The organism is Pantoea trifolii, from assembly GCF_024506435.1.
Classification (GTDB): Bacteria; Pseudomonadota; Gammaproteobacteria; order Enterobacterales; family Enterobacteriaceae; genus Pantoea; species Pantoea trifolii.
Map to the genome: position 1 here is coordinate 1,713,227 of NZ_JANIET010000001.1, position 25,387 is coordinate 1,738,613.

The window sequence follows — 25,387 nt, forward strand, 5'->3', positions numbered from 1 at the left end:
AGATGGCAGGTTCGGTGATACTGGCAATTGATGAAGGCACCACCAACGCAAAAGCGATAGCGGTCGATCGTGCCGGGAAGGTGGTGGCGCGCGGCAGCCAGCCGTTGACGCTGGAGCATCCGCAGCCGGGCCTGGCGGAGCAGGATCCACTGGCGATTTGGCAGGCGGTGAAACAAGCGGTGAGCGATTGTCTGGCGCAGTGTGCGGGTGCGCAAGTTGCGGCCGTGGCGATCAGCAACCAGCGCGAATCGGTGCTGATCTGGCAGCGCCATAACGGTCAGCCGCTGACGCCGCTGGTTAGCTGGCAGGATCGCCGCTCGGAGGCGTTTTGCCGCGATTTGCGTGTGGCGGGTAAAGCGCCGCGCATCACCGGGCTTACCGGATTGGCGGTTGATCCGATGTTTCCAGCCGGTAAGCTCACCGGCATGCTGGCCGCGCTACCGAACGGATTTTCTCGCGCGCAAGCCGGTGAACTCTGTATCGGCACCGTGGACAGCTGGCTGAGCTGGCAACTGAGCGGCGGCGAAAGCTTTGTCACCGATCATGCCAATGCGGCGCGCACCCAGCTTTACAACCTGCACAGCGGCGACTGGGATGATGAACTGCTGGCGCTGTTCCATATTCCCCGCGCGGCGCTGCCGCAGATTGTGCCCTCGGCCAGCGCGCAAGGTGTGGTGACACGTAACGATATGCCCGGTTTAGCGCCCGGCACACCGATTTTGTCGCGCATCGGCGATTCGCACGCCGCGCTGCAAGCGCAGCGCAGTGGCAGCGAAGAGGTGGTCAAAGCCACGTACGGCACCGGTTCGTCACTGATGATGTCGATGGCAACGCCGCTACTGACGGAAAATGGCCTTAGCACCACGGTGGCGTGGCACGACGGCACGTTGCGCTATGCCTTTGAAGGCAACATTACCCACACCGGTTCCGGCGCGGCGTGGCTGGGCCGCATGCTGGGCATCAAGGATCCACGAGAACTCACCGCGCTGGCGCAGCGCAGCGAACACAATCAGGGCATCTATTTTGTACCGGCGCTCTCTGGCCTCGGCGCGCCCTGGTGGGACTTGAAAGCGCGCGGCATGGTGTGTGGTTTGACCGATGCGGCAACGCCGGAAGTGCTGGCGCGCGTGGCGTTGGAATCGATCACTTTCCAGATCGCCGATGTGTTTTTCGCCATGGAGCAGGCCAGCGGCGTACAACTTCCTGCGCTGTGCGTGGATGGCAGCGCCACGGAAAACGGCTGGTTGATGCAGATGCAGGCCGATGTGTTGCAGCGGCCACTGAAACGCGTACCGACGCCCGAAGTTTCAGCGCTGGGCGCCGCGCTATTAGCGGGCCGCAGCTTAGGCTGGTGGCAGCAGGGCAGTGAGATGCAGGCGTTACAGGGCGGCAGCGTGATCACGCCGCGTGAAGATCAGGCGAAAAGCATGCAGGAGAATTATCACGGCTGGCTGGATGCGGTGGCGCGTTGCCGTTATCAGCCGCATTGATGGGTGCGGTTTTGTGCAAATCTGGGGGGAGTGGTCGCCATGAATGGCGACCCTACGAATGATGGACTTACTGGAAACGGTTGGCTTTATCACGCGCCAGACGTTCCAGCGCAAAAATCACCTGCTGCAGCTGGCGTTCCTGAATCGGCTCGATGGCGGTAAAGCGGAAGCTGAGGCGCGGAGTGGCGCGGGTTTCATTCTTGCTGGTCACTACGGTGCGTTCACCAATGTGCAGCAGCTGTGCTGTCACCTCGAAGTGACCGTATTCAGCCAAATCCACGCGCAGCTTTTTAAAGGTATCGCCGCGATTAAGGCCTTCTGGCAGCGCTTCGTCCAGCAGCACGCCCACGCCACCCAATGACAGGTCCTGCAGGCGGAAGCGCGCAGTGCTGCCATCCGGCCACTGGCTGTGGCAATAAAAAACCGGCTCCAGCGGCGCATTGACGCGGAAGAACTCACGGCGTTGAATCTGCCACACCAGTTCGGGTAGCGACGCAGCAAAAGCGGGCAAGCCTTCAAATTCGATACGCTGTAAACCGATTAAGCTACATTCGACTTTGGCACCGTGCGTTTCGGCAAAGATATTCACTTCACCACTTTGCAGCGCTAAATCGTTATCCAGCGCATTGCTGCCAAGGTCAAAGATCACCTGATCTTCATCGGCTGACAGCATGCGGCTGATAAACTGACCGCGCGAAAAATTCACCATCAACGGGGTTTGAGAACGCAACAGATCCTTCATCACGCCCAAAACCGCTAACGTGCCTCGCTTGAGGTATTGTTCTTTATCGGCTTCTCCCACGTCCTGCTCCACTTATCCGATTGTTATTCACGACTGACAATGCTGTTCGTCAGTTATCGGCGTGGCTGCGCTAACCTTTAGTTAGCTAACGATTATTTACTGCGGCAAGTTGCGAGGCAGATCATAAAATCCCGTCTATACTAGAGGCGGTGAACACATTGATTAATAACGTAAGGAGCAGTACATGGGTATTCTTTCATGGATTATTTTTGGTCTGATTGCCGGGATTATCGCGAAGTGGATTATGCCGGGTAAAGATGGCGGCGGCTTTATCATCACCGTGGTTCTGGGTGTGGTAGGTGCGGTTGTCGGTGGCTGGATCAGTACCCTGTTTGGTTTCGGTAAAGTTGACGGTTTCAACTTCGGTAGCTTCGTGGTGGCCGTGATCGGTGCCATTGTGGTGCTGTGGATTTACCGTAAAGTACGAAGTTAACAGCATAGCGATTTGATGAAATCCGCCATCCCGTAAAAGGATGGCGGATTTTTTTATGCCTGATTAAAAGTCGTAGCCCACCGTAGCCATGACCGTACGCTCGGCACCGCGATAGCAGTAACCGGTGCCGTAACAGGCGGCCAGATACGTCTTATCGGTCAGGTTGTTGGCATTCACCTGCAGCCAGGCGCCTTTCAGCTGTGAGTTCCATGCGCCAAGATCGGCGCGAACCGACGCATCAAACAGCGTCACGGATGGCAGACGTGTGGTGTTCTCGTTATCCGCCCACTGTTTGCCGATATAGCGCACACCGGCGCCAGCGCTCAAGCCGTAGTCAAACTGATAATGTCCCCACAACGATGCCATGCTATTCGGCGTGACATATGGCGTATGGCCATCGTTACCGTCCACCGAATCTTTAAAGCGCAGATGATTCAGCGTGTAGCCGGCGATGGTGCTAAAACGCGACGTCAGCTGATTACGCGCCTCAAGTTCAATGCCCTGCGAATGCACTTTACCCGACGGCGTGTAAGTGCCGTCCAGCACGTTACGGTTGGCGACATCGTCCTGGGTCAAATCGTACAGCGCGATTGAGTACATATCGCGCGTGCCCAGCGGCTGATATTTCACGCCCGCTTCATACTGCTCTGAGGTGGTCGGTTTTAGCTGATTGCCGAAAGGATCGGTCAAGGAAGCCGGCGTTATTGCCTGGCTCCAGCTGACATAAGGCGAGATGCCGTTCTCGAAGGCATACAGCAGCGCGGCGCGGCCGCTGATGTGATCGTCCTGACGACGGCTGGTGCCGTTTTCCGACACAATGCGGTCATAACGTCCCGACAAATCCAGATGCCAGCGATCAAGCTGCAACTCATCCTGCAGATATAAACCGGTTTGATAGTAGCGGCGCGTCTGCGATGTCCAGTCGAAGTCCGGCATGATGCCCACTTCTTCGCCGCTCCACGCATTCAGCGCGCTGGCGGCACCGCTGGCTTTGGTGATGTCATTTTTATAGCGATGGTATTCCGCGCCCAGCGTCACGCGATGCTGCACCGCGCCGGTAGCAAAATCGGCCTGCAAGCGGTTGTCATTCGCCCATGCGCTCAGTGATGAACGCTCGCCGGAGTAGTAGCGGTTCAGCAGGTCAGGATTCGTTGCGTTCCAGCCAATCTGATAAACCTGATCGAGATCGGTATTCGAGTGGCTGTAACTGCCGGTGGAGTACACCGACCAGACTTCGTTGAAGCGATGTGAGAAGTCATAGCTGTAAATCTGCTCGCGACGTTTGAACTGATCGAGCGAACTGTCGCCTTCGTAGAAACTGTCGCTCAACTTGCGGCCGTTATGGCTGTAAAGCGTGCCTTCCGCCGGTACCGAACCGTGATAGCCGCCTGAGGGATCTTTCTGCAGGTAGGCGCGCAGCACTAAGTTGGTATCTTCACTTGGCTGCCACATCAGCTGTGGCGAAATCGCATATTTCTCTTCGCGGGTGTGATCGTACTGCGTATCACTGTTGCGCGTGATGCCGGTTAAGCGAAATGCCCACTGATCGTTGATGGCGTTGGAGTAATCAAAGGCAGCGCTGTTGGTGGCGTTGGTGCCGCTCGACAGGCGGAAGTGGCCCTCTTCGGCAAACTGCGGACGCTTGCTCACCATGTTCACTAATCCGCCCGGCACCGTTTGGCCGTAAAGCGCGGAGGAGGGACCTTTGATCACATCAATGCGATCAAGGAACCAGTTGTCCACCTGCAGGATGTTGAAGCTGCCGCCGTCACTCATCACGCGCAGGCCATCGAGGAAGGTGTTGTCGACATCGCCGCCGTGGAAACCACGCAGCGCGATGGTGTCGTAACGCGTGGCGGCCCCGCCGAAGTTGGTGAACACCCCTGGCGTGTAACCCAGCGCCTGGTTGAGATCCTGCGCGCCCTGATCTTCCATCTGCTGACGTGTCACTACCGAGATTGACTGCGGCGTGGTAATCAGCGGTTGATCGCTTTTGCTGGCGCCGCTGCTGCGCGTGGCGAGATAGCCCTGCGTCGGCGAGGTGGCGCTCTCTTGCGGTTGCGCCGTGACGACGAGCGACTCTTCGGCGAAGCTTGCAGCGGGTAAAGCCAGCGCAAGCGTGCACAAAACGCGGCCACGGTTAAGGGTAAACAGCGAGGTCATGAGAGGTTCCTGATATTTTAATGGGAATAGCTATCGATATTAGATTGAGAATTATTATCTTTTGTGGCGGATGTTTCAAGATGTGAGGTTGTTGTAAATGGGGTGTGAGGAAAATGCACAGGCAGGACGAAATTCGATATGAGGCTGTAGGGTGCGCATTAATGCGCGCATCGGTTAATGGTCGCCATAAATGGCGACCCTGCGACGGCTACGTATTGACCAGGAAAAACGTTACTTCGCGCTACTCAAAACCGGCATATTCGGGATATCGCCGGCGTTATTACAGGTTTTGTCTTTCGGACAGTACTTATCCAGCAGCTTCAGCGTCACGCCGTTGGTCCAGCCGAAGCCATCCTGCAGCGGATATTCGCCACCGCCACCGCCACCCAACTGCGCGCCTTCAACCACATATTTCTCGACCAGCTTATGCTCCTTGTCGTAGGTGGCCTGCACGTTCTGCAGGAAGCGCTGACCAATCTGCTGCGCCAGTTTCGGCTGTTTGTAATGCTCAAGACCTTCCACCGCCACCCATTGCAGCGGCGCCCAGCCGTTTGGCGCATCCCATTGCTGGCCGTTATTCACCGTGGTGGTCACCAGACCGCCCGGTTTCAGTAGCTGTTTTTCAACAGCGGAAGCGGTGCGCTCAGCTTGCTTATCGCTAGCCACCTGCATATAGAGCGGGAACAGCGTGGCGGCGGTCAGCTGCGAATGAACCTGCTTCTTCTGGAAATCGTAATCGGCGTACCAGCCTTTTTTGTCATCCCAAAGATAGCGATTGATCGCCGCCTGACGTTTTTCGGCATCCGCCGCGAACTGTTTGGCTTTGTCATCCTGCTTATCCAGTTTGGACGCTTTAGACAATGTCTGTTCGAGGTGGAAAATCAGGCTGTTGAGATCGACCGGCGCCAGTTGCGTGGTACGAATCGACGCCAGATTGTGCGCATCAGTGAACCAGCGCGAACTGAAATCCCAGCCTGATGCCGCGCCTGCACGCAAATCGCGATAAACCTGCTGCTTATTACGCTCCGGCGCTTTATTCGCGGTGTTAACGTCATCAAGCCAGGATTCGGTACGCGGCGCATCACGATCGTCCCAGTAACGGTTAAGCAGCGTACCGTCGCTGAGTTTAATCACGCGTTTGCTGGCCTGGCCGGCCGCCACTTTGTCGCTGTCCGCCATCCAGTAATCGTACTCTTTCTGCAGCTGCGGCAGGTATTGGCGATAGACATCGTCGCCTTTGTGCGTTGCCAGCAGGTCAACCATCAGGCTAAAGAACGGCGGCTGCGAGCGGCTGAGATAGTAGCTGCGGTTACCGTTGGGGATATGGCCATATTTATCGAGTTCGGTGGCGAAGTTATCCACCATATCCTCCACGCGATCCCAGTGACCGCTCTCCGCCAGGCCGAGCATGGTGAAGTAGCTGTCCCAGTAATAGACTTCGCGGAACCGGCCGCCCGGCACCACATAAGGTTTTGGCAGCGGCAGCAGCGAATCATACTGGCTGGCACTTTGCGCGGTACGTGTCAGCACCGGCCACAAACCGTTGATGTGCTCGCGCAGGCTTTGCCCGGCGGGCGGCACATATTTGTCTCCCTCTTTTGGCAGCGTAAAATTGCTGTCGACAAAATGCTTGAGATCGAAGTTGCGCTGGTTTTTCTGCATCTGCCAGTCGGCCAGAATCGAAGAGGGATTGGATTTCGGCACCGCGTCGGCGAAGGTTTTCTGGTCCGGATAAAATTTCGCCTGCTGCACCGCATTGAAAAGCGGTCCCAGACGCACATCTGGCGGCTGCGGCTGGTTGCTGAGCATGCGGCTTTGGTCATCGGCGTGCGCGGCGCTGGCAGCGGCCAGCAACGCGGCGCTGAGTAAAAAGGTCAGACGCGCGGGCGTGAATACGGCATTTTTTATCATCGGTTTTTCTCCTTGTCCGAAAAAGTGGTGTGCTAACGCATTGACCACCCGAACAACTTTAGTCGTAATCGCACCGCTTAGCCTCGTACAGCGGTGGAAATGTGAAGCGCCCGGAATTAATCACGCGAGAAATTGCATCAAGGCTAAGGTTTTTGCTTGCCCTGCACAGCTATTTGCCTGAGGCTGAAGCAAAAAAAAGGAGAGTCGAATGGAGATTATCTGGTATCACCCGTCGCTGGCACCGCAGGGCTGGCTGGACGGTTTGCGTCAGCGTTTACCTCAGGCACGCGTGCGTTACTGGCAGCCGGGCGACAATGCACCGGCCGATTACGCGGTGGTGCGTTCGCCGCCGGTTGAGATGCTGGCGGGCCGTCAGCTGAAAGGCGTGTTTGCCATGGGCGCGGGCGTGGACGAAATCCTCAAGCAGCTGCGTGACAACCCACAAATGCTGGCTGACAACGTGCCGTTATTCCGTCTGGAAGATACCGGCATGGCGCGCCAGATGCAGGAATACGCTAACTGGTGCGTGCTGGGCTGGTTCCGCCGTTTCGCCGAATATCGTCAACTTCAGCAGCAGGCTAGCTGGCAAGAGCTCGATGGCTTGGACCGCCACAACTTCACCATTGGCGTGCTCGGCGCAGGCGTGTTAGGTCGTAGCGTGCTGGAGAGTTTGCGTCAATGGGGCTTCCCGTTGCGCAGCTGGAGCCGTTCGCCGAAGAACATCGACGGCGTACAAAGCTTCCATGGCCGCGATCAGCTCACTGCCTTCCTCGAGGGCACGCAGGTGCTGATCGATCTGCTGCCTACCACGACGGAAACCACCAACCTCATCGATAGCCCGCTACTGAGCGCATTACCGCACGGCGCCTGCTTCCTCAACCTGGCGCGCGGTGCGCATGTGGTGGAAGCCGATCTGCTGGCGGCGCTGAACAGCGGCCAACTGGCCGCGGCCGCGCTGGATGTGTTCCAGACCGAGCCGCTGCCGCACGATCATCCGTTGTGGTCTCATCCGCATGTCACAATCACGCCACATACTGCAGCGATTACCTTGCCAGCCGAGGCGATGGATTACATTGCGGATGCCATACTTGCTCTGGAGCAAGGTCAACAGCCGGGTGGTTTGGTCGATCGCCAGCGCGGTTATTAATTCACATTGGGTCAGGAGATGAAGATGTATCCCGTTGATTTACATATGCACACCGTTGCCAGCACGCATGCTTACAGCACGCTGCATGATTATGTGGCGCAGGCGAAACAGAACGGCCTGAAGCTGTTCGCGATTACCGATCACGGCCCGGATATGGCCGATGCGCCGCACTACTGGCACTTCGTCAACATGCGCATCTGGCCGCGCGTGATTGATGGCGTTGGCGTGCTGCGCGGTATTGAAGCCAACATCAAAAATCAGCAGGGCGAGATCGATTGCAGCGGCCCGATGCTCGATGCGCTGGATCTAATCGTCGCGGGCTTCCACGAGCCAGTTTATGCACCGCGTGATAAAAAGCATCACACCGAAGCGATGATTGCGGCGATGGCGGGCGGTTTGGTGCATATCATTTCGCATCCGGGCAACCCGAAATTCCCGGTGGATATCCGCGCAATAGCCGAAGCCGCCGCGCATTATGATGTGGCGCTGGAGATCAACAACTCCTCCTTTACCCATTCGCGCCTCGGCAGCGAACCGAACTGTCGCGCCATTGCCGAAGCGGTGCGCGATGCGGGGGGGAAACTGGCATTTGGCTCCGATTCGCATACGGCGTTTACGCTGGGAAATTTCGAACACTGCCTGCGCATCACCAGCGAAGTGGATTTTCCTGAAGATCGCGTGTTAAATGTCACGCCGCGTCGCCTGCTCGATTTCCTCGAACAGCGCACCGGTAAAACGATTGCCGAATTTGCTGATTTTTAACTTTTTTGCCTCAAGGAATTCTGTTGCATGAATGAGTTTTCCATTCTCTGCCGCGTCATCGGCTCGCTGTTTAATCGCCAGCCGCAGGATCCACTGCTGGTGCCACTGTTCACTCTGCTGCGTGAAGGCAAACTGCAACAGCAGTGGCCGCTGGAGCAGGATGAACTGTTGACGCGCCTGCAGCAGAATAGCGATCCGCAGGCGCTGGCCGCCGACTACAACGCGCTGTTTGTTGGCAGCGACTGCAGCGTGCCGCCGTACGCATCCCAATGGCCGAACGGGGTTGCTGAAGCAGACGTGCGTGCGTTTCTCAGCGCGCGCGGCATGCCGCTGAGCGAAGCGCCCGCCGATCACTTTGGCGTGCTGCTGCTGGCAGCATCGTGGCTGGAAGATCAGTCAGCGGAAGATGAATCCGCCGCGCAGCTGGCGCTGTTTGATGAGTACCTGCTGCCGTGGTGCGGCGCGTTCCTTGGCAAAGTGGAAGCACACGCGACCACGGCGTTTTATCGCACTCTGGCAGCGCTGAGCCGTGAGGCGATTCAGGCGATGTATGACGAGCTTAACGAAGAGCAGGGCGACGAGGCCTAATCGTCACCAGCTGGCTGCGCTGCTGCCGAGCTTCACGCCTGGCGTCGCGCAGATCATTGGCGTGCCGTGCAAATACGCTGCGGCACGCAATCTCTCGGCAATTCCCCACTGATTAATCTCTATTGCGCTCAACGCGTCATCGTGCTGCGCGTGGATACCGTTTTGCGCATTCTGCGGCGCGGCGCCGAACTGCTGTAATAGCCGCGCAGTGCGTGCCAGCGAGAGGCGCGCCTGCCAGCCAACGCCGTTGGTCAAGCGCTGACGCAAACCTTCCAACACTGCGGCGGCCATCAGATAGCCAGTGGCGTGATCGAGCGCCTGCACCGGCAGCGGCGTTGGCTGGTTATTGCCGCTCCAGCGCATGCCTTGTTCGGCGATGCCGCAGCCCATCTGCACCAGGCTGTCGAAGCCGCGCCGGTTGCGCCACGGCCCGCTCCAGCCCCACGCATTGAGGCTGACATCCACTAAGCCCGGCGCGAGTTTGCGGCGCGTCTCAGCATCCAGCCCGAGTTTTTCCAGCGCATCAGCGCGATAACCGTGTACCAGCACATCGCTGTGCTGCAACAGCTGGCGCAGCTGTTCACGCCCCGCGCGGGATTTGATATCAAGCCGCGCACAGCGTTTGCCGCAGGTGATCTCCTCTTCGAGCGTTGGTTCGTGCCAGTCGGGCGGATCGATACGCAGCACTTGCGCGCCGAGGCTGGCGAGAAAACGCGTCGCTACCGGACCGGCGATGATGCGCGTGAGGTCCAACACGCGCACGCCGAGCAGCGGGCGCGCGGGTGATAACGACCAGGCAGGCGCGGGTGCAGCGTCGGTGGCCTGTTGGGCAATCAACGCTTCCTGCTGCACGGCGCTGCCTTGCGGATGTTGCAGCCATTGCGCTTCGCTACGCATCTGCGCGGCGCAGCCGCCAGCATCAATCACCGCCTGTTCCAGCGTCGCGGCGGGCCAGCGTGCCACCGCATCGGCCAGCGCGGCACGATTGGCATGCTGGCCGAGCACGTGCTCCATCGCCGCACGATGATGAGCCGCATTGGTGTGCAGACGAATCCAGCCGTCGGCGCTGGCGTAATCACCGGCAAATTCATCCCATAGCGCGGCAGGCGGTCGATTAAGCGGAATCAGGCTGTGCTGAAACCAGCGCGAGGCGAGACGAACATTGATGCTGACCGGCGCGGCCTGGCCGAGCAGATCGCTCAACGCCTGGCTGGCAAGACCAATGCTGGTGGCCGCCAGTTCACTGACCGCAAAGGCAGAAGAAAAGGTGTCGGGCTGGAGAAAAGTAGGCGAGGGAAGCGGGTCCGCGCCTCGCAATCCCTGCCACATTTGCTGCCACAGTGCGGCAGCACGTTGAGAATCCATGTTGAGTCTCCGGAAAACGCGCGAGACTCAAGCATAGCAGAGCGGATTAACGGCGGCGCAAGCGCGGGAAACGCGCGTGCATCCGCAGGTTGCGCAGGTTGATTACCGCAATGGCGGTGCCCAGCACCACCAATGAGGCGCCGAGAATCTTAAAGCTGTTCATGCTGTCACCTAAGACAAAAACGCCCATCAACACCGCCAGTACCGGTGTCAGCAGCGAATAAGGCATGATCAGGTTGACGTTGTACTTCTTCAGCAGCGCGTACCACAGCGTGTACGCCACAATTGACGAGGCGAGGGCGCTATACAGAATACCAAACCAGCCGCGCCAGCCCGCATGGCTCAATGCGTAAAACTGATTGGATTCGGTCAGCCACGAAGCGGCACCGACAATCGGCACCGCAAGGAAGGAGATCCAGCCGGTCAGCGTCAGCGGTTTTATCGGCGGTGATTTTTTCACAATCATATTGCTGATTGCCCAGCCAAACGCGCTGCACAGCAGAATACACAGCACCCACCAGGCCGGAATAGTCGGGCTGCCCGACAGCACCGCGACGCCGCTCAGCGAAATGGCGATGCCGATCAGTTGCACCAGGCGTAATTTCTCTTTCAAAATCACCATCGCCAGCAGCATGGCAATCGGCGTACCGAGCTGAACCACGATGGCGCCGGTGCCGGCATCGGTGTAGCGCATGCCGACAAACAGCAGCGAGAAGTGCATAAAACCGAAGGTGAATGCCAGCGTCAACAGCCACGGCAATTGTGCGCGCGTGATGCGGCAAAACGGCACCAGCACAACCGCTACCACTACGAAGCGCATCCAGGTGAGAAACAGCGGCGGAAGTTCCAGCAATCCCCACTTCACCGCCACGTTGTTGAAAGCCCAGATGGAAACCACCATCAGAACCATTAAAAAATGCCGCACTGCCACAAGGTCTTCCTTAAGCATCAACAAGGATTATCACCGGCTAATGATGGCATGAAGCCGTCGACTTCGGACATGTCTGACAAAACTTTTTTCGCATAAGCATTAGCTTATGCAGGAAAAAAATAAGACATGTCGTTGATTTACTGTCAAAGTGGATGTCCGAAAGGCGACCATAACGAGGACCGTATTCGGCATGACACACACCCGCGCTTTACCTCTTGCTCTGATTCAACTCGAAGTCCCGCCGCCGCAGGTTGTGGCACAAATTGGTGAACAACCCCGCTGGTTTATCGACGCGCTGCAATTGCAGCCCGATGACTATGTGATTGTACGTCCGCATCTGGGTGATGATTTACCGGCCTTTGACCGCGTCAGCGGCGCGATCCTCAGTGGTTCGTGGGCGATGGTTACCGATCACGCCGACTGGAGCGAACGCACCGCCGCCTGGATTCGGGGCGCGCTGGAAGCGGATCTGCCGCTGCTTGGCGTCTGTTACGGACATCAATTGATGGCGTATGCGCTGGGTGGCAAAGTGGGCGATAACCCGCATGGCTGGGAGCGTGGACTGAAACCGCTGACGCGCAGCGCGCAGGCGCACAACGATCCGTGGCTGGCTGCGTTACCAGGCGAATTTCAGGCGTGGTTATCGCATCGGCAATCGGTGTTAACACCGCCGCAGCATGCGCAGGTGCTGGCGAGTTCGGCGCAGGATGACTGTCAGATTTTGCGTTATTCGCCGCAGGCGCTGTCGGTGCAGTTCCATCCGGAATTTACCCGCGACATTATGAGCGCCTGTTTACCGGCGGGAGTGTGTGACGATGGTACGCAATTGGTGGGGGAAGATTGGTCGCGCGAACTGTTGCGCCGCTTCTGGCTGCAAACGCGGCCGCAGCCGCGCGCACAGGCTCAGGGCGCGTAGTTACGCGTGCAGCGATAAACCCACGCGGGTGGCATGTTTTTCAGCACCCGCTGGCGTTCCCAGGTGAAGTAGCGTGACAAATTTGGCTGAGTGAACGAGGTGTATTGAAACTGCACGAATACGCCGCGTGGACCCAGCGCATCATGCACCGCGCTGAGAATGTTGTCGCGCGTGGCGGGCGGCAATGACAGCAGCGGCAAGCCAGAGAAAATTACATCATATTCCCCCGCAAGATATTCCGCCGAGCAGGCGCGCACCTGCATACGCGCATCGGGCAATCCCCGCAGGCTTTTCACCAGTTCCGGGCTGATTTCGAATACATCAAGCTGTGCTTGCGGTGACATACGCGACAGCACGTGGCGTGTGAGCACGCCGTCACCGGCGCCGAGTTCGGCGATACGCAGGCTGTTATCCCAATTCACCGCATCGCACATGGTGCGGCACAGCGCGGCGGAAGAGGGCGTGATGCTGCCCATTTTGCGCGGGTTACGGATGAATTGCTGAACAAAGTTCGCTTTGGCGCGCATTAACGTCAGGGCTGAAGCCAACATCTGTTTCTCCTGGTTAGTATCCTGCTTCATATTGACCACATATTTCGGCCATGTTCCGCTTTTTGCGGCATAACCGGGAAAACTCGGAATTATCTGTAGCGGCTTACGCACGCCACATTTCCTTCGATGCGGTCACAGTTTCCCCTTCTACGATCTGACAGGCTGGCGTTGATCGCTCAATGTTAATAACAGGTTTCATAGTTGTTAATCGCCACTCTGTCCGCAAGGAGAAACACCATGCGTTACGCTGCCCCGGGAGAACAAGGTTCTCTCATTACTTTGCAATCGCGTTATGGCAACTTTATCAACGGCGAATTTGTTGCGCCGGTGAACGGTAATTACTTCGTCAACACCTCACCGATTAATGCTTCCACCATTGGCGAGTTCCCACGCTCGGATCGTGCCGATATCGATAACGCCGTGGCTGCCGCCCAGGCCGCTGCCGATGCGTGGGGCAAAACCTCACCGCAGGCGCGCTCGCTGGTGCTGCTGAAAATTGCCGACCGGCTGGAAGAGAATCTGGAATACATCGCGGTCAACGAAACCTGGGATAACGGCAAGCCGGTGCGTGAAACGCTGGCAGCGGATCTGCCGCTGGCGGTCGATCACTTCCGCTATTTCGCTGGTTGCGTGCGTGCGCAGGAAGGCACCGCTGCTGAAATCGATGAGTTCACCGCTGCCTATCATTTCCACGAACCGCTGGGTGTGGTCGGGCAAATTATTCCGTGGAACTTCCCGCTGCTGATGGCGGCATGGAAATTGGCACCGGCACTGGGCGCAGGCAACTGCGTGGTGCTGAAACCGGCCGAGCAAACGCCGCTGTCGATTACGCTGTTTATGGAAGTGATCAAAGATCTGTTGCCGCCAGGCGTGATTAATGTGGTGCACGGCTACGGTAAAGAGGCGGGCGAAGCGCTGGCGTCACATTCGGGCATCGCCAAAATCGCCTTTACCGGTTCCACCGCCACCGGCGGCCATATTCTGGAGCTGGCGGCGAAAAGTCTGATTCCGTCCACCGTTGAACTGGGCGGTAAATCGCCGAATATCTTCTTTGAAGACATCATGGATGCCGAAGAGAGTTTCATTGAGAAAGCGGCCGAAGGCGTGGTGCTGGGCTTCCTTAATCAGGGTGAAGTTTGTACCTGTCCGTCACGCGCGCTGGTGCAGGAATCAATCTTTGAGCCGTTTATGGCGGCGGTGATGAAGCGTATCAAATCCATCAAACGTGGCGATCCGCTTGATACCGAAACCATGATTGGCGCGCAGGCGTCGCAGCAGCAGTTCGATAAAATTCTCTCCTATCTGGAGATTGCGCAGCAAGAGGGCGCGCAGGTGCTGCACGGCGGCGGCGTCGAGAAAGTGGGCGAGGAGTTGGCCAGCGGCTACTACATCCAGCCAACGCTGTTGAAAGGCGATAACAGCATGCGCGTGTTCCAGGAAGAGATCTTTGGCCCGGTGGTTGGCGTGCTGACCTTCAAAGATGAAGCCGAAGCGCTGGCTATCGCCAATGACTCGATTTACGGGCTTGGCGCCGGCGTCTGGACGCGCGATATCAACCGCGCCTATCGCATGGGCCGCGCGATCAAAGCCGGTCGCGTGTGGACCAACTGCTATCATCTCTATCCGGCGCATGCGGCGTTTGGCGGCTATAAGAAGTCGGGGATTGGCCGCGAAACCCACAAAATGATGCTCGACCATTATCAGCAGACTAAAAACCTACTGGTGAGCTACAGCACGCAACCGCTTGGTTTCTTCTAATGATAAAAGGCAGCGGAGTGATCCGCTGCCTTATCATCACTTCGTCATCTTACGGCCGCAGGATGACGCTATCGCCAGAAGCTTCTGATGGAAGTGGCATCTTTAAGCCAGGTCTTGTGTGTTTAAAGGATGCGATTGGGCAGAATAGCCCACCTATTTTCAAGGAGAACCCATGAACACGTTGTATAACTACCTGGAACAGCATGACGAGATGCTGGACGGAGTGGAGCAAAATATTATTACCGTTAACCTACCTGGACGTCAGGCGGTGTATGTGATTGGTCAGAACGATGCTGACCTGCTGCTGGAAGTGAAAGCACGCGAAATCGCCACGGCGCAGCGGATGGAAACATTGCGTCAGCTGGAGAGCCAATTCCGTTTTTAACTTTTCTGCTTTGCCTCATTTAATGATCAATTCGTCAGAAATATCGCAATAAAAAAGCCGCTATCACGCGATAACGGCTTTTTTGCGTTGCGTTGCGATGCGTAGATTACTTCACGCAGGCGGCACAGTTGTTATGAATCTGCTGGAAGAAGTCGTTGCCTTTGTCATCCACCAGAATGAACGCCGGGAAGTTCTCCACTTCAATTTTCCAGATCGCTTCCATGCCGAGTTCGGCATACTCCACGCATTCCAGACTCTTAATACTCTGCTGTGCCAGCACCGCTGCCGGGCCGCCGATGCTGCCCAGGTAGAAGCCGCCGTGTTTATGACACGCATCGGTAACCTGCTTGCTGCGGTTGCCCTTCGCCAGCATCACCATGCTGCCGCCGTTGGCCTGCAGCAGATCAACATAGGAATCCATACGACCTGCGGTAGTTGGGCCGAGTGAACCGGAGGCATAACCTTCTGGCGTCTTCGCCGGACCTGCGTAATAGACCGGATGATCTTTGATGTACTGCGGCAAACCTTCGCCGTTATCAATGCGCTCTTTCAGCTTGGCGTGCGCAATATCACGCGCCACGATGATGGTGCCGTTCAGTGACAAGCGAGTTGAGACCGGATAAGCCGACAGCAGCGCCAGGATCTCGCTCATTGGCTGGTTCAGATCGACATGCACCACTTCGCCTTCGCCCTGCTGACGCAGTTCTTCAGGAATGTAGCGGCCCGGATTGTCTTCCATCTTCTCAATCCAGATACCTTCGCGGTTGATCTTAGCTTTGATGTTACGGTCCGCAGAGCAAGATACGCCCATACCTACCGGGCAGGATGCGCCATGACGCGGCAGGCGCACCACGCGGATATCGTGCGCAAAGTATTTACCGCCAAACTGCGCGCCGAGGCCCAGCTCCTGCGAGGCTTTCAGCAGTTCTTCTTCCAGCTGAATGTCACGGAAAGCCTGACCGTGTTCATTACCTTCGGTCGGCAGCGAATCGTAATAGTGGGTTGAGGCCAGTTTGACCGTTTTTAGCGTGGCTTCTGCTGAAGTACCGCCAATCACAAACGCGATGTGGTAGGGCGGGCACGCTGCAGTACCCAGCGACATCATCTTATCGACCAGATAATTCTTCAACTTGGCTGGCGTAATCAGCGCTTTGGTTTCCTGATACAGATAGGTTTTATTGGCGGAGCCGCCACCTTTGGCAATGCACAGGAATTTGTATTCGTCGCCATCAACGCTGTACAGGTCGATCTGCGCCGGCAGATTGGTGCCGGTATTCACCTCTTTATACATATCCAGCGCAGCATTCTGTGAATAGCGCAGGTTATCTTCAATAAAGGTGTTATAGACGCCTTGCGACAGCGCCGCTTCATCGCCGCCGCCGGTCCAGACGCGCTGGCCTTTTTTGCCCATGATGATAGCGGTGCCGGTATCCTGACAGGTTGGCAGCACGCCTTTGGCGGCGATTTCAGAGTTGCGCAGGAATTGCAGGGCAACGTATTTGTCGTTCTTGCTGGCTTCGTCGTCGGCAAGAATTGACGCGACCTGCGCCTGATGCGAGGCGCGCAGCATGAAGGAAGCATCGTGGAATGCCTGCTTCGCCAGCAGCGTCAGCGCTTTGGGATCGACTTTCAGGACTTCTTCGCCATCGAAGTTGGCCACCGAGACGTAATCCGTGCTCAGCAGGTAGTATTCGGTATCATCTTTGGCGAGAGGAAAGGGATTCTGATAATAGAAGGGTTTGTTCGACATGTTGGCTCACTTAGCTTCGTGTTACCCGCCAGCATGACGGGCAACAAATTAGGCAGTCTGTTATTCGATTTTCTCTCGCCAGCCCTCCGCAGGGGCTGACTGGCGAGCATCATAACATTTTCACGGTAATGCGCGGCTCCGTTTTTAACATCGAAGCAACATCATCAGAACATCATCACCATCCATGGATAGGCGACAACCATCAGAAGAACCAGGAACAGCGCGCCGAAGATGGTGCCCAGGCGCCAGTAATCTTTGGTTGGCAGATAGCCGCTACCGTAATAAATCGGGCTTGGGCCGGTGCCGTACGGGGTGATAATGCCCATCACACCCAGAGAAACACACATCATTAAGCAGAATACCGGCATGTTGATGCCCGGGATTGAGGCGGCGATAGTCAGCATGGCTGGCAGCAGCGCGGTGGTGTGCGCGGTGGTACTGGCGAACAGGTAATGCAGCAGGTAGAAGGCGATTAACAGCACCACGGCAGAAACCTGAGGATCGTAACCGTGCAGCAGCATCGCGCCCTCTTTACCCAGCCAGGCGATGAAGCCGACGCGCGCTAAACCATCTGCCAGCGCGACCAGTGTGGCGAACCAGGCGAAAGTGTTCCATGCGGCTTTATTGCTGGTGATGTCATTCCAGTTCAGTACACCGGTCCACAACATCAGCACGATGACTAACAGCGCGGCCATTGCCGGTTCAATCCAGGCGGTGGCAAAGATCCACATCATCAGCGCCGCAACCACAAAGCCCAGCAGCAGGATTTCATTACGTTTCAATTTACCGAGTTTTGCCAGCTCAGCAGTGGCCCAGCGCGGCACTTCGTCATTCACCTTCACTTCTGGCGGATAGAGCCAGTAAGCCAGCAGCGGCATGGTGAGAATCAGCAGCACGCCGAGCGGCAGGAAGGCGAGGAACCACATGCCCCATGAAATTTCAAAGCCCACCACGCTTTTTACCAGCGCCAGCGCCAGCAGGTTCGGTGCCAGAGCTGAAAGGAACATTGAACTGGTGATACAGGCGGCGGTGATGGCGACCCACATCAGGTAAGAACCAATCTTACGCGCGCTTGGGTCGTTGGGTTTTGAACCGTACAGCGGCGGCAGGTTAGCAATGATTGGATAGATGGTACCGCCACTGCGCGCGGTGTTGGATGGCGTAAACGGTGCCAGCAACAGGTCAGCGAAGGTAATGGCGTAACCCAGCGTCAGGCTGCGACGGCCAAGATACTTCACCAGAATCAGCGCCAGGCGACGACCGAACTGAGTTTTATCGTAGCCGGCGGCAAACATAAAGGCACCGAAGATCAGCCAGACCGTGGAGTTGCCGAAGCCGCTTACCGCCCATTTGAACGACTGCGCAGCGGTTTTGAACTTGGGATCCGCCAGTTCTGCCGGGCTAAACAGCACCCACTGGCTGAACAGCGCAATCACCACCACGCCGGTTAAACCGATAACGGCGCCCGGCAGCGGTTCGAAAATCAGTCCCACAATAACCCCGACAAAAATGGCGAAGAAGTGCCATGCGTAAGGTTCCAATCCCGCAGGAGTCGGCACCAGCAGCAACAGCACAGCCACAATAATTGGCAGGCACAACATTATCAGGCGGTTCTTTTTCTTCCCTGGTGCCGCGGGAGGCGCAGTAAGGGATTCACTCTGGGTTGTTTGTGTGTTCATAGTTTTGTCTGCAAGTTATGGAGAATGCGTATATACGCCCCGAACCAAGCTGGTTTTTTTAGTTGCAAAACTCTTTTAACAGATTAGTCGTGACATTTAAAACTGAGTTTTAATAAATCGCTATTAGCAAAATTCGATGCGCGAATTATCTATTGGATGTGCCTATGATGCGATTAATTAAAATATCTATTTTGATCCAGATCAATAAAATTTATTCGTGGTTTTTTTGCTTTAAGCATTCATGCCTTAATAAACGAACCATTAGGTGAAAATTAACTGTGTGAGGTGAATAAAACGGCACAAATCAAGCAAAAAACAGAGAAAGGAGACGATTTATCTTTATGATAAGGCTGGATTTGTTTTAAATGTAAGGAAAAAGTTGATTTTTGTCAAGTCTTGGTTAAAACTTAGCTCAGCGCAACTTTCAGCAATGAGTATCAAATATTATTTCCATGCTTAAAACTTATATAACTAACGAATAAGGTTATGTAAGTAAATAAAATGGTATATTTACGCCATGAAATCGGACCACTCAAATAATTATAAATTTCTCCGAACCGCCAAAGAATTGAATACAAAGTTTCTTAATTCTGGAGTTGCTCATCATGAATACGCTCACCCCGATTCTTAATCCGCTTACGCTACCGAAAGGTGCGGTCCTCAAAAACCGATTGGTTATGGCGCCGATGACCACCTGTACCGGTTATTACGATGGCGGTGTTACCAGTGACCTTGTCGAATATTATCGCGTGCGTGCCGGCAGCATCGGTACCGTCATTGTAGAGTGCTGCTTTATTGATAACCGTGGACCTGCATTCCCAGGTGCGCTCGGTATCGACAGCGACAATAAAATCCCCGGTCTGGCGAAAATTGCCCACGCCATCAAATCGCAAGGCTCCAAAGCGGTTCTGCAGATCTATCACGGCGGCCGCATGGTGGAACCGGCGCTGATCGGCGGTAAAACCCCGGTCGCACCAAGCGCCATCGCCGCACCGCGTGACGGTGCTACCAAACCTCAGGCGCTGACCGCAGAAGAAGTGGATGTGATGATCACCAAGTTTGGCGATGCGGTGAACCGTGCGATCAAAGCCGGCTTTGACGGCGTGGAGATCCACGGCGCCAACACTTATCTGATCCAGCAGTTCTACTCACCAAACTCCAACCAGCGCGACGACAAATGGGGCGGCAGCCGCGACAATCGCGCGCGTTTCCCACTGGAAGTGCTGGAAATCACCCACAAGATGGCGGACCGCTTTGCTGCGGCAGACTTCATCATCGGTTATCGCTTCTCACCGGAAGAATTGGAAGTGCCGGGCATCCGCTGGGACGACACGCTTTATCTGCTGGAGAAACTGGCGGAACGCGGTCTCGATTACGTGCACTTCTCGGTGGGACAGCTGCTGCGTCCGTCGATTGTCGATACCCAAGACCCAACGCCGCTGATCACCAAATACCTGGCGCAACGCTCACCTAACCTGGCGAAAGTGCCGGTGATTGGCGTTGGCGGCATCGTCAATAAAGAAGATGCCGAGAACGCGCTGGAGCACGGTTTCGATTTAGTAGCAGTCGGTAAAGCCTGCATCGCTTATCCGGACTGGACCGATCGCGTCATCAAAAATCAGCACATGGAGCTGTATATCGACAGCACCAAGCGCGAAGAGTTGACCATTCCTGAACCGCTGTGGCGCTTCTCGCTGGTGGACGCGATGATCCGTGACACCAGCGATACCGGCCGTAAATACAAAGCGGGCGTCTATCAGGCGAAAGTGGAAGCCGAAGCGCTGAAGCTGAAAATCAACGTCACGCTCGACACCGACCGTATCACCGATATCTCGCTGGTGCCGGATCCAAGCCTCGACGTCGACTTCACCAGCACCTTCGAAAGCCTGCGTGAACGCATTCTGGTGGCGAACAGCCCGCACGTGGATGCCATCACTGGCGCTACTACGCAGAGTGAAGCGCTGAAAAAAGCGGTATCGCGTGCCATGACCACCTCAAGCAAAGAGTATGTGATTGATGAGGGCGGTAACCCGAACGCACCGGTCAATTACGATGTGGTGGTGGTGGGCACCGGCGGCGCCGGTCTGGCGGCGGCGATTCAGGCGCATGACGATGGCGCACGCGTGGTGATCATCGAGAAGATGCCAACCATCGGCGGTAACACCATCAAAGCCTCGGTCGGCATGAACGCGGCAGAAACCCGTTATCAGAAGCTGAAAGGCATCGAAGACAGCAAAGAGCTGTTCTACGAAGAGACGCTGAAAGGCGGCAAATTCAAAAACAATCCGGTGCTGCTGCGCGAGTTTGTTGAGCAGGCGCCCGAAGCGATTGAGTGGCTGGCAGCGAAAGAGATCGAGCTGTGCGATATCACCATCACCGGCGGCATGAGCATCGACCGTACGCACCGTCCGGAAGATCGTTCTGCAGTCGGCGGCTTCCTGATCAGCGGCCTGGTGAAAAACGTTAACCAGCGCAATATCGAAGTGCTGCTGGAAACCTCGGTAGCGGAAATTCTGGTGGAAAACGGCGCGGTCACCGGCGTGAAAGTGGTGGATGAGTACAACGACAGCCGCATTATCAATGCCAAAAGCGTGATTGTGGCGACTGGCGGCTTCAGTGCCAACCGCGAAATGGTGGTGAAATACCGCCCTGAGCTGGACGGTTTTGTTACCACCAACCACAAAGGCGCCACCGGCAGCGGCATCGCCATGCTGCAACACATCGGTGCGGATACCGTGGATATGGGCGAAATCCAGATTCACCCAACGGTTGAGCAAACCACCTCGTACCTGATTTCCGAAGCGATGCGCGGCGGCGGGGCGATTCTGGTGAGCCAGGCGGGCAAGCGTTTCTACAACGAAATGGAAACCCGCGACAAAGTGTCCGCTGAAATCATCGCACTGCCAGAGAAGAGTGCGTGGATCGTGTTTGACGAGCAGGTACGCGCCAACAACAAAGCGGCTGACGAATACATCGCCAAAGGTTTTGTCATCAGCGCGCCAACGCCACACGAGCTGGCGGTGAAACTCAACATGGATCAGGAAGCGCTGCAAACCACGCTGGGTCGTTACAACGAGTTTGTGGCGAAGCAGGATGACGAAGACTTTGGTCGTAAAACCGCGCTGCGTCACCCGCTGAATAAAGGTCCGTACTTTGCGATTCGTATCGCACCGGGCGTGCACCACACCATGGGTGGCGTGACCATCAACACCGATACTGCGGTGCTGGATGCGCAGAAAGCGGTGATTCCTGGCGCATGGGGGGCGGGTGAAGTGGTCGGCGGCATCCACGGCGCCAACCGCATCGGCGGTAACGCGGTGGCCGACATCATCATCTTCGGTATCAAAGCCGGTCATAACGCGGCTAAACTGGCGTTAGGACACTAAGCTGTAAAGATGCCCGCCTTGTGCGGGCATCGTTTTATTTAGAGGCATGCAATGACCGCTGGCGTTTTTTCTTACTCTGCCGTTCTGATGGGTTCACCCATTCTGCTCAAATTGTTCGATGACAATCCCACGCTTGCCCGCCACGTCTTTCAACTGATCAAACAGCAGGAAAATCTGTTCACCGTAAATCGCGCTGAATCCGAAGTGATGTCGATCAACCACGCCGCTGGCCGTCATCCGGTAATCGTTAGCGAGCCCGTGTTTGCCTTGATCAGCGTGGCGCACGCGGTGAGTTTGCTGCCGGAGAGCGCCTTCAATTTCACTATCGGCCCAGTGGTAAAACGCTGGAAAATCGGCTTTCAGGGTCGCGCCGTACCGCCTGCGCTGGAAATCGCTTCACTGCTGAAACTCACCGATCCGCATCAGGTGCTGCTCAATCCCGCCGAACGCTCGGTGTTTTTGCAACAGCCGGGCATGGAGATCGATCTCGGTGCCATCGCCAAAGGCTACATCGCCGATCGCGTGCAGGCGTTTTTGCGCCAGCAGGGCGTGCAGCAGGCGCTGATCAATCTGGGCGGCAATGTGCAGACGCTGGGCTCGCCGCCGCACGAGCCGCAAGGTTGGGGCATTGGCCTGAAAAAGCCGTTTGGTCGTGATGATGAGCTGTTAGGCGTGCTGCAGGTGCAGGGCAAATCGGTGGTGACGTCGGGGATTTATGAGCGCTACTTCGAACTGGACGGCCGCTGCTGGCATCATATTTTTGATCCGCAAACCGGCTATCCGCTTGATAACGAACTGCTGAGCGTGACGGTGATTTCCGATCGCTCAATTGATGGTGATATCTACACCACGCTGCTCTACGGCATGGGCGTGGAGCAAGGGCTGGCTTATCTCGCTGACCAGCCCGACATCGACGCGGTTTTCGTTACGCGCGATCGGCAGATCATCTGCTCCTCGCCGCATCATTTCCACTTCCAGCAGCTCGATTTCGACTGGCAGCTGCGTTACTGACAATATTGCTGCAGCAGCGAATGGTATTCCGGCTGCAGGCGATAGCGGTACACCGGACGACCGGTCGCGCCATAGTGAATGCTGGTAAACAGAATATTAATCTGCGCCAGCCAAATCAGGTATTTACGGCAGGATACGCGCGAGATATTCACTTCAGCCGCCAGCTCATCGGTGGAGAATTCGTGCCCCGGATGCGCATCAATCCACTGACACAGTGTTCGCAGTGTTTGCGGCGTTAAGCCTTTTGGCAGGCGCTTGTTGTCGTGCTGCGTCGCCGGGCTGCCGTGAATCAGCAGATCCACATCCGCTTGCTGATAGTAATGCTGATTGTCCATCAGCGACTTCTTCTGCCGCCAGCCGGTCAGCGCCTCTTCAAAACGTGGGAACTGGAACGGTTTGATCAGGTAATCGACCACGCCGTAGTGCAGCGAGGTTTTGATATTCTCCGCATCGGCGGCAGACGAAATGATGATCACTTCCACCGCGCTCTGCGCCGTGCGCAGCTCCGGCAACAGATCGAGACCATTCTCCTGCTGCATATAGATATCCAGCAGCACCAGATCGACCGCGGTATCGCTGTTGAACAGGATCTCTTTCGCCTGCTTCAAGGTTGAGGCGGTGCCACAACAGTGGAAGCCCTGAATTTGGCCGATATACGCGCGATTAAGCTCGGCGACCATGGCGTCATCATCGACCACTAACACATTGATCATGCGGATTGGTTTCCTCCATCCCAGGGAAGTTGGACTAAAAATTGGGTAAACACGCCGGGTTCTGACTCGACACTCACGCTGCCACCGATATTTTCGGTTTGCTGCTGCAGCAGAAACAGCCCGACACCACGGTTTTCACCTTTAGTGGAGAAGCCTTTTTCGAAAATGGTACTGAGATGATCGGCTTCAATGCCCGGACCATCATCACTCACTTCGCAGGTCAGCCAACCGTTTTGATAGTGCAGCATCACGTGAATCTCGCCTTCTACCTGCTCGCTCATTGCATCCAGCGCATTCTCAATCAGATTGCCGATCACCGTAATCAGCGCCGCCATCTGCTGCTCATTGCCGCTGTCGGGCAGGAAGCTGGCATCGCTGATGGTCAGGCGATGGCCGCCATCCGATGCGCGATTGATTTTGCTCAGCAAGAAACCGGCAATCACCGGCGACTTAATTTTATCGAGCAGGAAACCGATCTCCGTCTGGTAATTATTGGCGGTTTTGAGAATGTAGCTTTCCACCTGCGTGTAGTTTTTCATGTGCAGCAGGCCGAGAATCACATGCAGCTTGTTCATAAACTCGTGTGAGCGCTCACGCAGCGCATCGACGTAGTTTACCATGCCCGTCAGGCGCTGCATCAGTTGACTGATTTCCGTCTTGTCCCTGAAGGTACAAACCGCGCCGATAATCCGTCCCTGGCTGCGCACCGGCACGGTATTACTCAGCAACACGCGGCCATTCACATTTAACTCTTCATCACGCCGTGCGCGCCCGCTGTGCAGCACATCCTGCAGATGATCGTTGATCACCGAGGCATCGTAGATGCGGTCGCCACTGATGGTGCCCATCGAATCATTCAGCAGCGAGCGCGCCGCCTGATTGACCAGCGTCATCTGCGCCTGATCGTCCATTGCCACTACGCCTTCTTTTAGCGAATTGAGAATCGCCTGGCGCTGTTCAAACAGGGTGGAAATTTCGTAGGGTTCAAGGCCAAACAGGATGCGCTTCAGCACGCGTACCAGTACAAAGGTGCCGATGGCGCCTGCAAAGGTGCCAATCAGGATAGTCCACAAGATGCTCCAGCGGCTTTGGTTTATCTGATCGGTAACGGCACTGAGTGAAATGCCCACTACCACGACACCAATCTGCTTATGCTGCGCATTATAGACCGGCGTATAGACGCGCATTGCCCGGCCCAGCACGCCTTGATTGACGGAGACATTTTCATGACCGCGTATCGCGGGCTCAATATCTGTGCCAATAAAGTGCTGGCCGATGAGTTCAGGATTCAGGTGCGAATAACGGATGGTATCCATGTTGGTAACCACCACAAACAGCAGGTTATTGCTCTCCTGCACGGCTTTAGCAATAGGTTGGATGCTGGTGGCATTTGGCGGCAATATCAGCGCGCGCTGAATTTCAGGAAATTTGGCCAATGTGCGCGCCACCGCCATCGCTTTGTCCTCCAGCTGCGCGCGGGTCGCGGCGCCAATCTGGAAGAAATAGAACATATGCACGCTGAGCAGCACCAGCACAATCACCGCGCTGAGCATCAGAGTGACCAGCGTATTGAGCTTCATCGGCTGCTTGCGCGCCGCGATTCCTTGCTGTGAAGAAGACATGATCGCTCTCGGAGGAGAAGAGGG

At 56.2% G+C, this 25,387-nt stretch carries 20 protein-coding genes; 10 read left to right on the plus strand and 10 right to left on the minus strand.

Annotation, left to right across the window (positions count from 1 at the left end; translation table 11 throughout):
* Positions 1-2: 2 nt before the first annotated feature.
* Positions 3-1,490, plus strand: coding sequence for an FGGY family carbohydrate kinase (locus NQH49_RS07975; protein WP_256696237.1), 1,488 nt, complete (start codon positions 3-5; stop codon positions 1,488-1,490).
* A 67-nt stretch (positions 1,491-1,557) separates the two neighbouring features.
* Here the strand turns inward: NQH49_RS07975 and NQH49_RS07980 are convergent, their stop codons facing one another.
* Positions 1,558-2,292 carry a flagellar brake protein gene (locus NQH49_RS07980; protein ID WP_256696238.1) on the minus strand — a complete coding sequence of 245 codons (735 nt, stop codon included), beginning with the start codon at positions 2,290-2,292 and terminating at the stop codon, positions 1,558-1,560.
* A gap of 184 nt (positions 2,293-2,476) precedes the next feature.
* Between NQH49_RS07980 and NQH49_RS07985 the strand changes: the two genes are divergently transcribed.
* Positions 2,477-2,725, plus strand: a complete 249-nt coding sequence (locus tag NQH49_RS07985) for a GlsB/YeaQ/YmgE family stress response membrane protein (RefSeq protein WP_008102737.1) — start codon at positions 2,477-2,479, stop codon at positions 2,723-2,725.
* Positions 2,726-2,788: 63 nt separating this feature from the next.
* Here NQH49_RS07985 and NQH49_RS07990 read toward each other — a convergent pair whose 3' ends face one another.
* Positions 2,789-4,888 carry a TonB-dependent siderophore receptor gene (locus NQH49_RS07990; protein ID WP_256696239.1) on the minus strand — a complete coding sequence of 700 codons (2,100 nt, stop codon included), beginning with the start codon at positions 4,886-4,888 and terminating at the stop codon, positions 2,789-2,791.
* 231 nt (positions 4,889-5,119) lie between these two features.
* A complete protein-coding gene (gene treA / locus NQH49_RS07995; protein WP_256696241.1) occupies positions 5,120-6,799 on the minus strand; it encodes an alpha,alpha-trehalase TreA in 1,680 nt (559 codons plus the stop codon).
* A gap of 208 nt (positions 6,800-7,007) precedes the next feature.
* Between treA and ghrA the strand changes: the two genes are divergently transcribed.
* The 3 genes from ghrA to NQH49_RS08010 are packed head-to-tail and all read left to right on the plus strand — an operon-like array spanning position 7,008 to position 9,296.
* Positions 7,008-7,946 carry a glyoxylate/hydroxypyruvate reductase GhrA gene (ghrA, locus tag NQH49_RS08000; protein WP_256696242.1) on the plus strand — a complete coding sequence of 313 codons (939 nt, stop codon included), beginning with the start codon at positions 7,008-7,010 and terminating at the stop codon, positions 7,944-7,946.
* A 24-nt stretch (positions 7,947-7,970) separates the two neighbouring features.
* On the plus strand, positions 7,971-8,708 hold the full coding sequence (locus NQH49_RS08005; RefSeq protein WP_256696244.1) for a phosphatase: 738 nt from the start codon (positions 7,971-7,973) through the stop codon (positions 8,706-8,708).
* A 27-nt stretch (positions 8,709-8,735) separates the two neighbouring features.
* Positions 8,736-9,296 (plus strand): TorD/DmsD family molecular chaperone, encoded by a 561-nt coding sequence (locus NQH49_RS08010; RefSeq protein WP_008102748.1) that lies wholly within the window; start codon positions 8,736-8,738, stop codon positions 9,294-9,296.
* A 3-nt stretch (positions 9,297-9,299) separates the two neighbouring features.
* Here NQH49_RS08010 and NQH49_RS08015 read toward each other — a convergent pair whose 3' ends face one another.
* Complete coding sequence (locus tag NQH49_RS08015; RefSeq protein WP_256696246.1) at positions 9,300-10,661, minus strand: CoA transferase; 1,362 nt, start codon at positions 10,659-10,661, stop codon at positions 9,300-9,302.
* 46 nt (positions 10,662-10,707) lie between these two features.
* Positions 10,708-11,592, minus strand: coding sequence for a DMT family transporter (locus NQH49_RS08020; RefSeq protein ID WP_256696247.1), 885 nt, complete (start codon positions 11,590-11,592; stop codon positions 10,708-10,710).
* A gap of 190 nt (positions 11,593-11,782) precedes the next feature.
* Here NQH49_RS08020 and NQH49_RS08025 point away from each other — a divergent pair, with 190 nt between their 5' ends.
* Positions 11,783-12,508: a glutamine amidotransferase gene (locus NQH49_RS08025; RefSeq protein ID WP_256696248.1), complete on the plus strand. Its 726-nt coding sequence runs from the start codon at positions 11,783-11,785 to the stop codon at positions 12,506-12,508.
* On the opposite strand, the gene NQH49_RS08030 is transcribed toward NQH49_RS08025, so the two are convergent.
* Positions 12,496-13,059: a class I SAM-dependent methyltransferase gene (locus NQH49_RS08030; RefSeq protein ID WP_061716776.1), complete on the minus strand. Its 564-nt coding sequence runs from the start codon at positions 13,057-13,059 to the stop codon at positions 12,496-12,498. The two genes, NQH49_RS08025 and NQH49_RS08030, sit on opposite strands and share 13 nt — an antisense overlap.
* Before the next feature lie 237 nt (positions 13,060-13,296).
* Between NQH49_RS08030 and exaC the strand changes: the two genes are divergently transcribed.
* On the plus strand, positions 13,297-14,817 hold the full coding sequence (exaC, locus tag NQH49_RS08035) for an acetaldehyde dehydrogenase ExaC (RefSeq protein ID WP_256696249.1): 1,521 nt from the start codon (positions 13,297-13,299) through the stop codon (positions 14,815-14,817).
* 172 nt (positions 14,818-14,989) lie between these two features.
* Positions 14,990-15,202: a hypothetical protein gene (locus NQH49_RS08040; protein WP_110865967.1), complete on the plus strand. Its 213-nt coding sequence runs from the start codon at positions 14,990-14,992 to the stop codon at positions 15,200-15,202.
* Between the two features lie 106 nt (positions 15,203-15,308).
* On the opposite strand, the gene fumA is transcribed toward NQH49_RS08040, so the two are convergent.
* Both fumA and NQH49_RS08050 read right to left on the minus strand, forming a co-directional pair.
* On the minus strand, positions 15,309-16,952 hold the full coding sequence (gene fumA, locus NQH49_RS08045; protein ID WP_008102761.1) for a class I fumarate hydratase FumA: 1,644 nt from the start codon (positions 16,950-16,952) through the stop codon (positions 15,309-15,311).
* A 164-nt stretch (positions 16,953-17,116) separates the two neighbouring features.
* Complete coding sequence (locus tag NQH49_RS08050) at positions 17,117-18,631, minus strand: anion permease (protein ID WP_293798172.1); 1,515 nt, start codon at positions 18,629-18,631, stop codon at positions 17,117-17,119.
* Positions 18,632-19,236: 605 nt separating this feature from the next.
* On the opposite strand from NQH49_RS08050, the gene NQH49_RS08055 reads away from it, so the two are divergent.
* Complete coding sequence (locus NQH49_RS08055) at positions 19,237-22,017, plus strand: NADH-dependent fumarate reductase (protein ID WP_256696251.1); 2,781 nt, start codon at positions 19,237-19,239, stop codon at positions 22,015-22,017.
* A gap of 51 nt (positions 22,018-22,068) precedes the next feature.
* Positions 22,069-23,028 (plus strand): FAD:protein FMN transferase, encoded by a 960-nt coding sequence (locus NQH49_RS08060; protein ID WP_256696252.1) that lies wholly within the window; start codon positions 22,069-22,071, stop codon positions 23,026-23,028.
* Here NQH49_RS08060 and dcuR read toward each other — a convergent pair.
* Together dcuR and NQH49_RS08070 are read right to left on the minus strand one after the other, a co-directional pair.
* A complete protein-coding gene (dcuR, locus tag NQH49_RS08065) occupies positions 23,022-23,741 on the minus strand; it encodes a two-component system response regulator DcuR (protein ID WP_008102769.1) in 720 nt (239 codons plus the stop codon). The genes NQH49_RS08060 and dcuR overlap by 7 nt on opposite strands.
* Positions 23,738-25,363, minus strand: a complete 1,626-nt coding sequence (locus tag NQH49_RS08070; protein WP_256696253.1) for a sensor histidine kinase — start codon at positions 25,361-25,363, stop codon at positions 23,738-23,740. The genes dcuR and NQH49_RS08070 overlap by 4 nt, the downstream gene beginning before the upstream one ends.
* Between the last annotated feature and the right edge of the window lie 24 nt (positions 25,364-25,387).

Coding starts and splice junctions, on each gene's coding strand:
- NQH49_RS08055 (WP_256696251.1), top strand. CDS start 19,237: ATGAATACGCTCACCCCGATTCTTAATCCGCTTACGCTACCGAAAGGT.
- NQH49_RS07985 (WP_008102737.1), top strand. CDS start 2,477: ATGGGTATTCTTTCATGGATTATTTTTGGTCTGATTGCCGGGATTATC.
- NQH49_RS07975 (WP_256696237.1), top strand. CDS start 3: ATGGCAGGTTCGGTGATACTGGCAATTGATGAAGGCACCACCAACGCA.
- NQH49_RS07990 (WP_256696239.1), bottom strand. CDS start 4,888: ATGACCTCGCTGTTTACCCTTAACCGTGGCCGCGTTTTGTGCACGCTT.
- NQH49_RS08030 (WP_061716776.1), bottom strand. CDS start 13,059: ATGTTGGCTTCAGCCCTGACGTTAATGCGCGCCAAAGCGAACTTTGTT.
- exaC (WP_256696249.1), top strand. CDS start 13,297: ATGCGTTACGCTGCCCCGGGAGAACAAGGTTCTCTCATTACTTTGCAA.
- NQH49_RS08015 (WP_256696246.1), bottom strand. CDS start 10,661: ATGGATTCTCAACGTGCTGCCGCACTGTGGCAGCAAATGTGGCAGGGA.
- NQH49_RS08005 (WP_256696244.1), top strand. CDS start 7,971: ATGTATCCCGTTGATTTACATATGCACACCGTTGCCAGCACGCATGCT.
- NQH49_RS08040 (WP_110865967.1), top strand. CDS start 14,990: ATGAACACGTTGTATAACTACCTGGAACAGCATGACGAGATGCTGGAC.
- NQH49_RS08060 (WP_256696252.1), top strand. CDS start 22,069: ATGACCGCTGGCGTTTTTTCTTACTCTGCCGTTCTGATGGGTTCACCC.
- ghrA (WP_256696242.1), top strand. CDS start 7,008: ATGGAGATTATCTGGTATCACCCGTCGCTGGCACCGCAGGGCTGGCTG.
- NQH49_RS08050 (WP_293798172.1), bottom strand. CDS start 18,631: ATGAACACACAAACAACCCAGAGTGAATCCCTTACTGCGCCTCCCGCG.
- treA (WP_256696241.1), bottom strand. CDS start 6,799: ATGATAAAAAATGCCGTATTCACGCCCGCGCGTCTGACCTTTTTACTC.
- NQH49_RS08025 (WP_256696248.1), top strand. CDS start 11,783: ATGACACACACCCGCGCTTTACCTCTTGCTCTGATTCAACTCGAAGTC.
- NQH49_RS08070 (WP_256696253.1), bottom strand. CDS start 25,363: ATGTCTTCTTCACAGCAAGGAATCGCGGCGCGCAAGCAGCCGATGAAG.
- NQH49_RS08010 (WP_008102748.1), top strand. CDS start 8,736: ATGAATGAGTTTTCCATTCTCTGCCGCGTCATCGGCTCGCTGTTTAAT.
- fumA (WP_008102761.1), bottom strand. CDS start 16,952: ATGTCGAACAAACCCTTCTATTATCAGAATCCCTTTCCTCTCGCCAAA.
- dcuR (WP_008102769.1), bottom strand. CDS start 23,741: ATGATCAATGTGTTAGTGGTCGATGATGACGCCATGGTCGCCGAGCTT.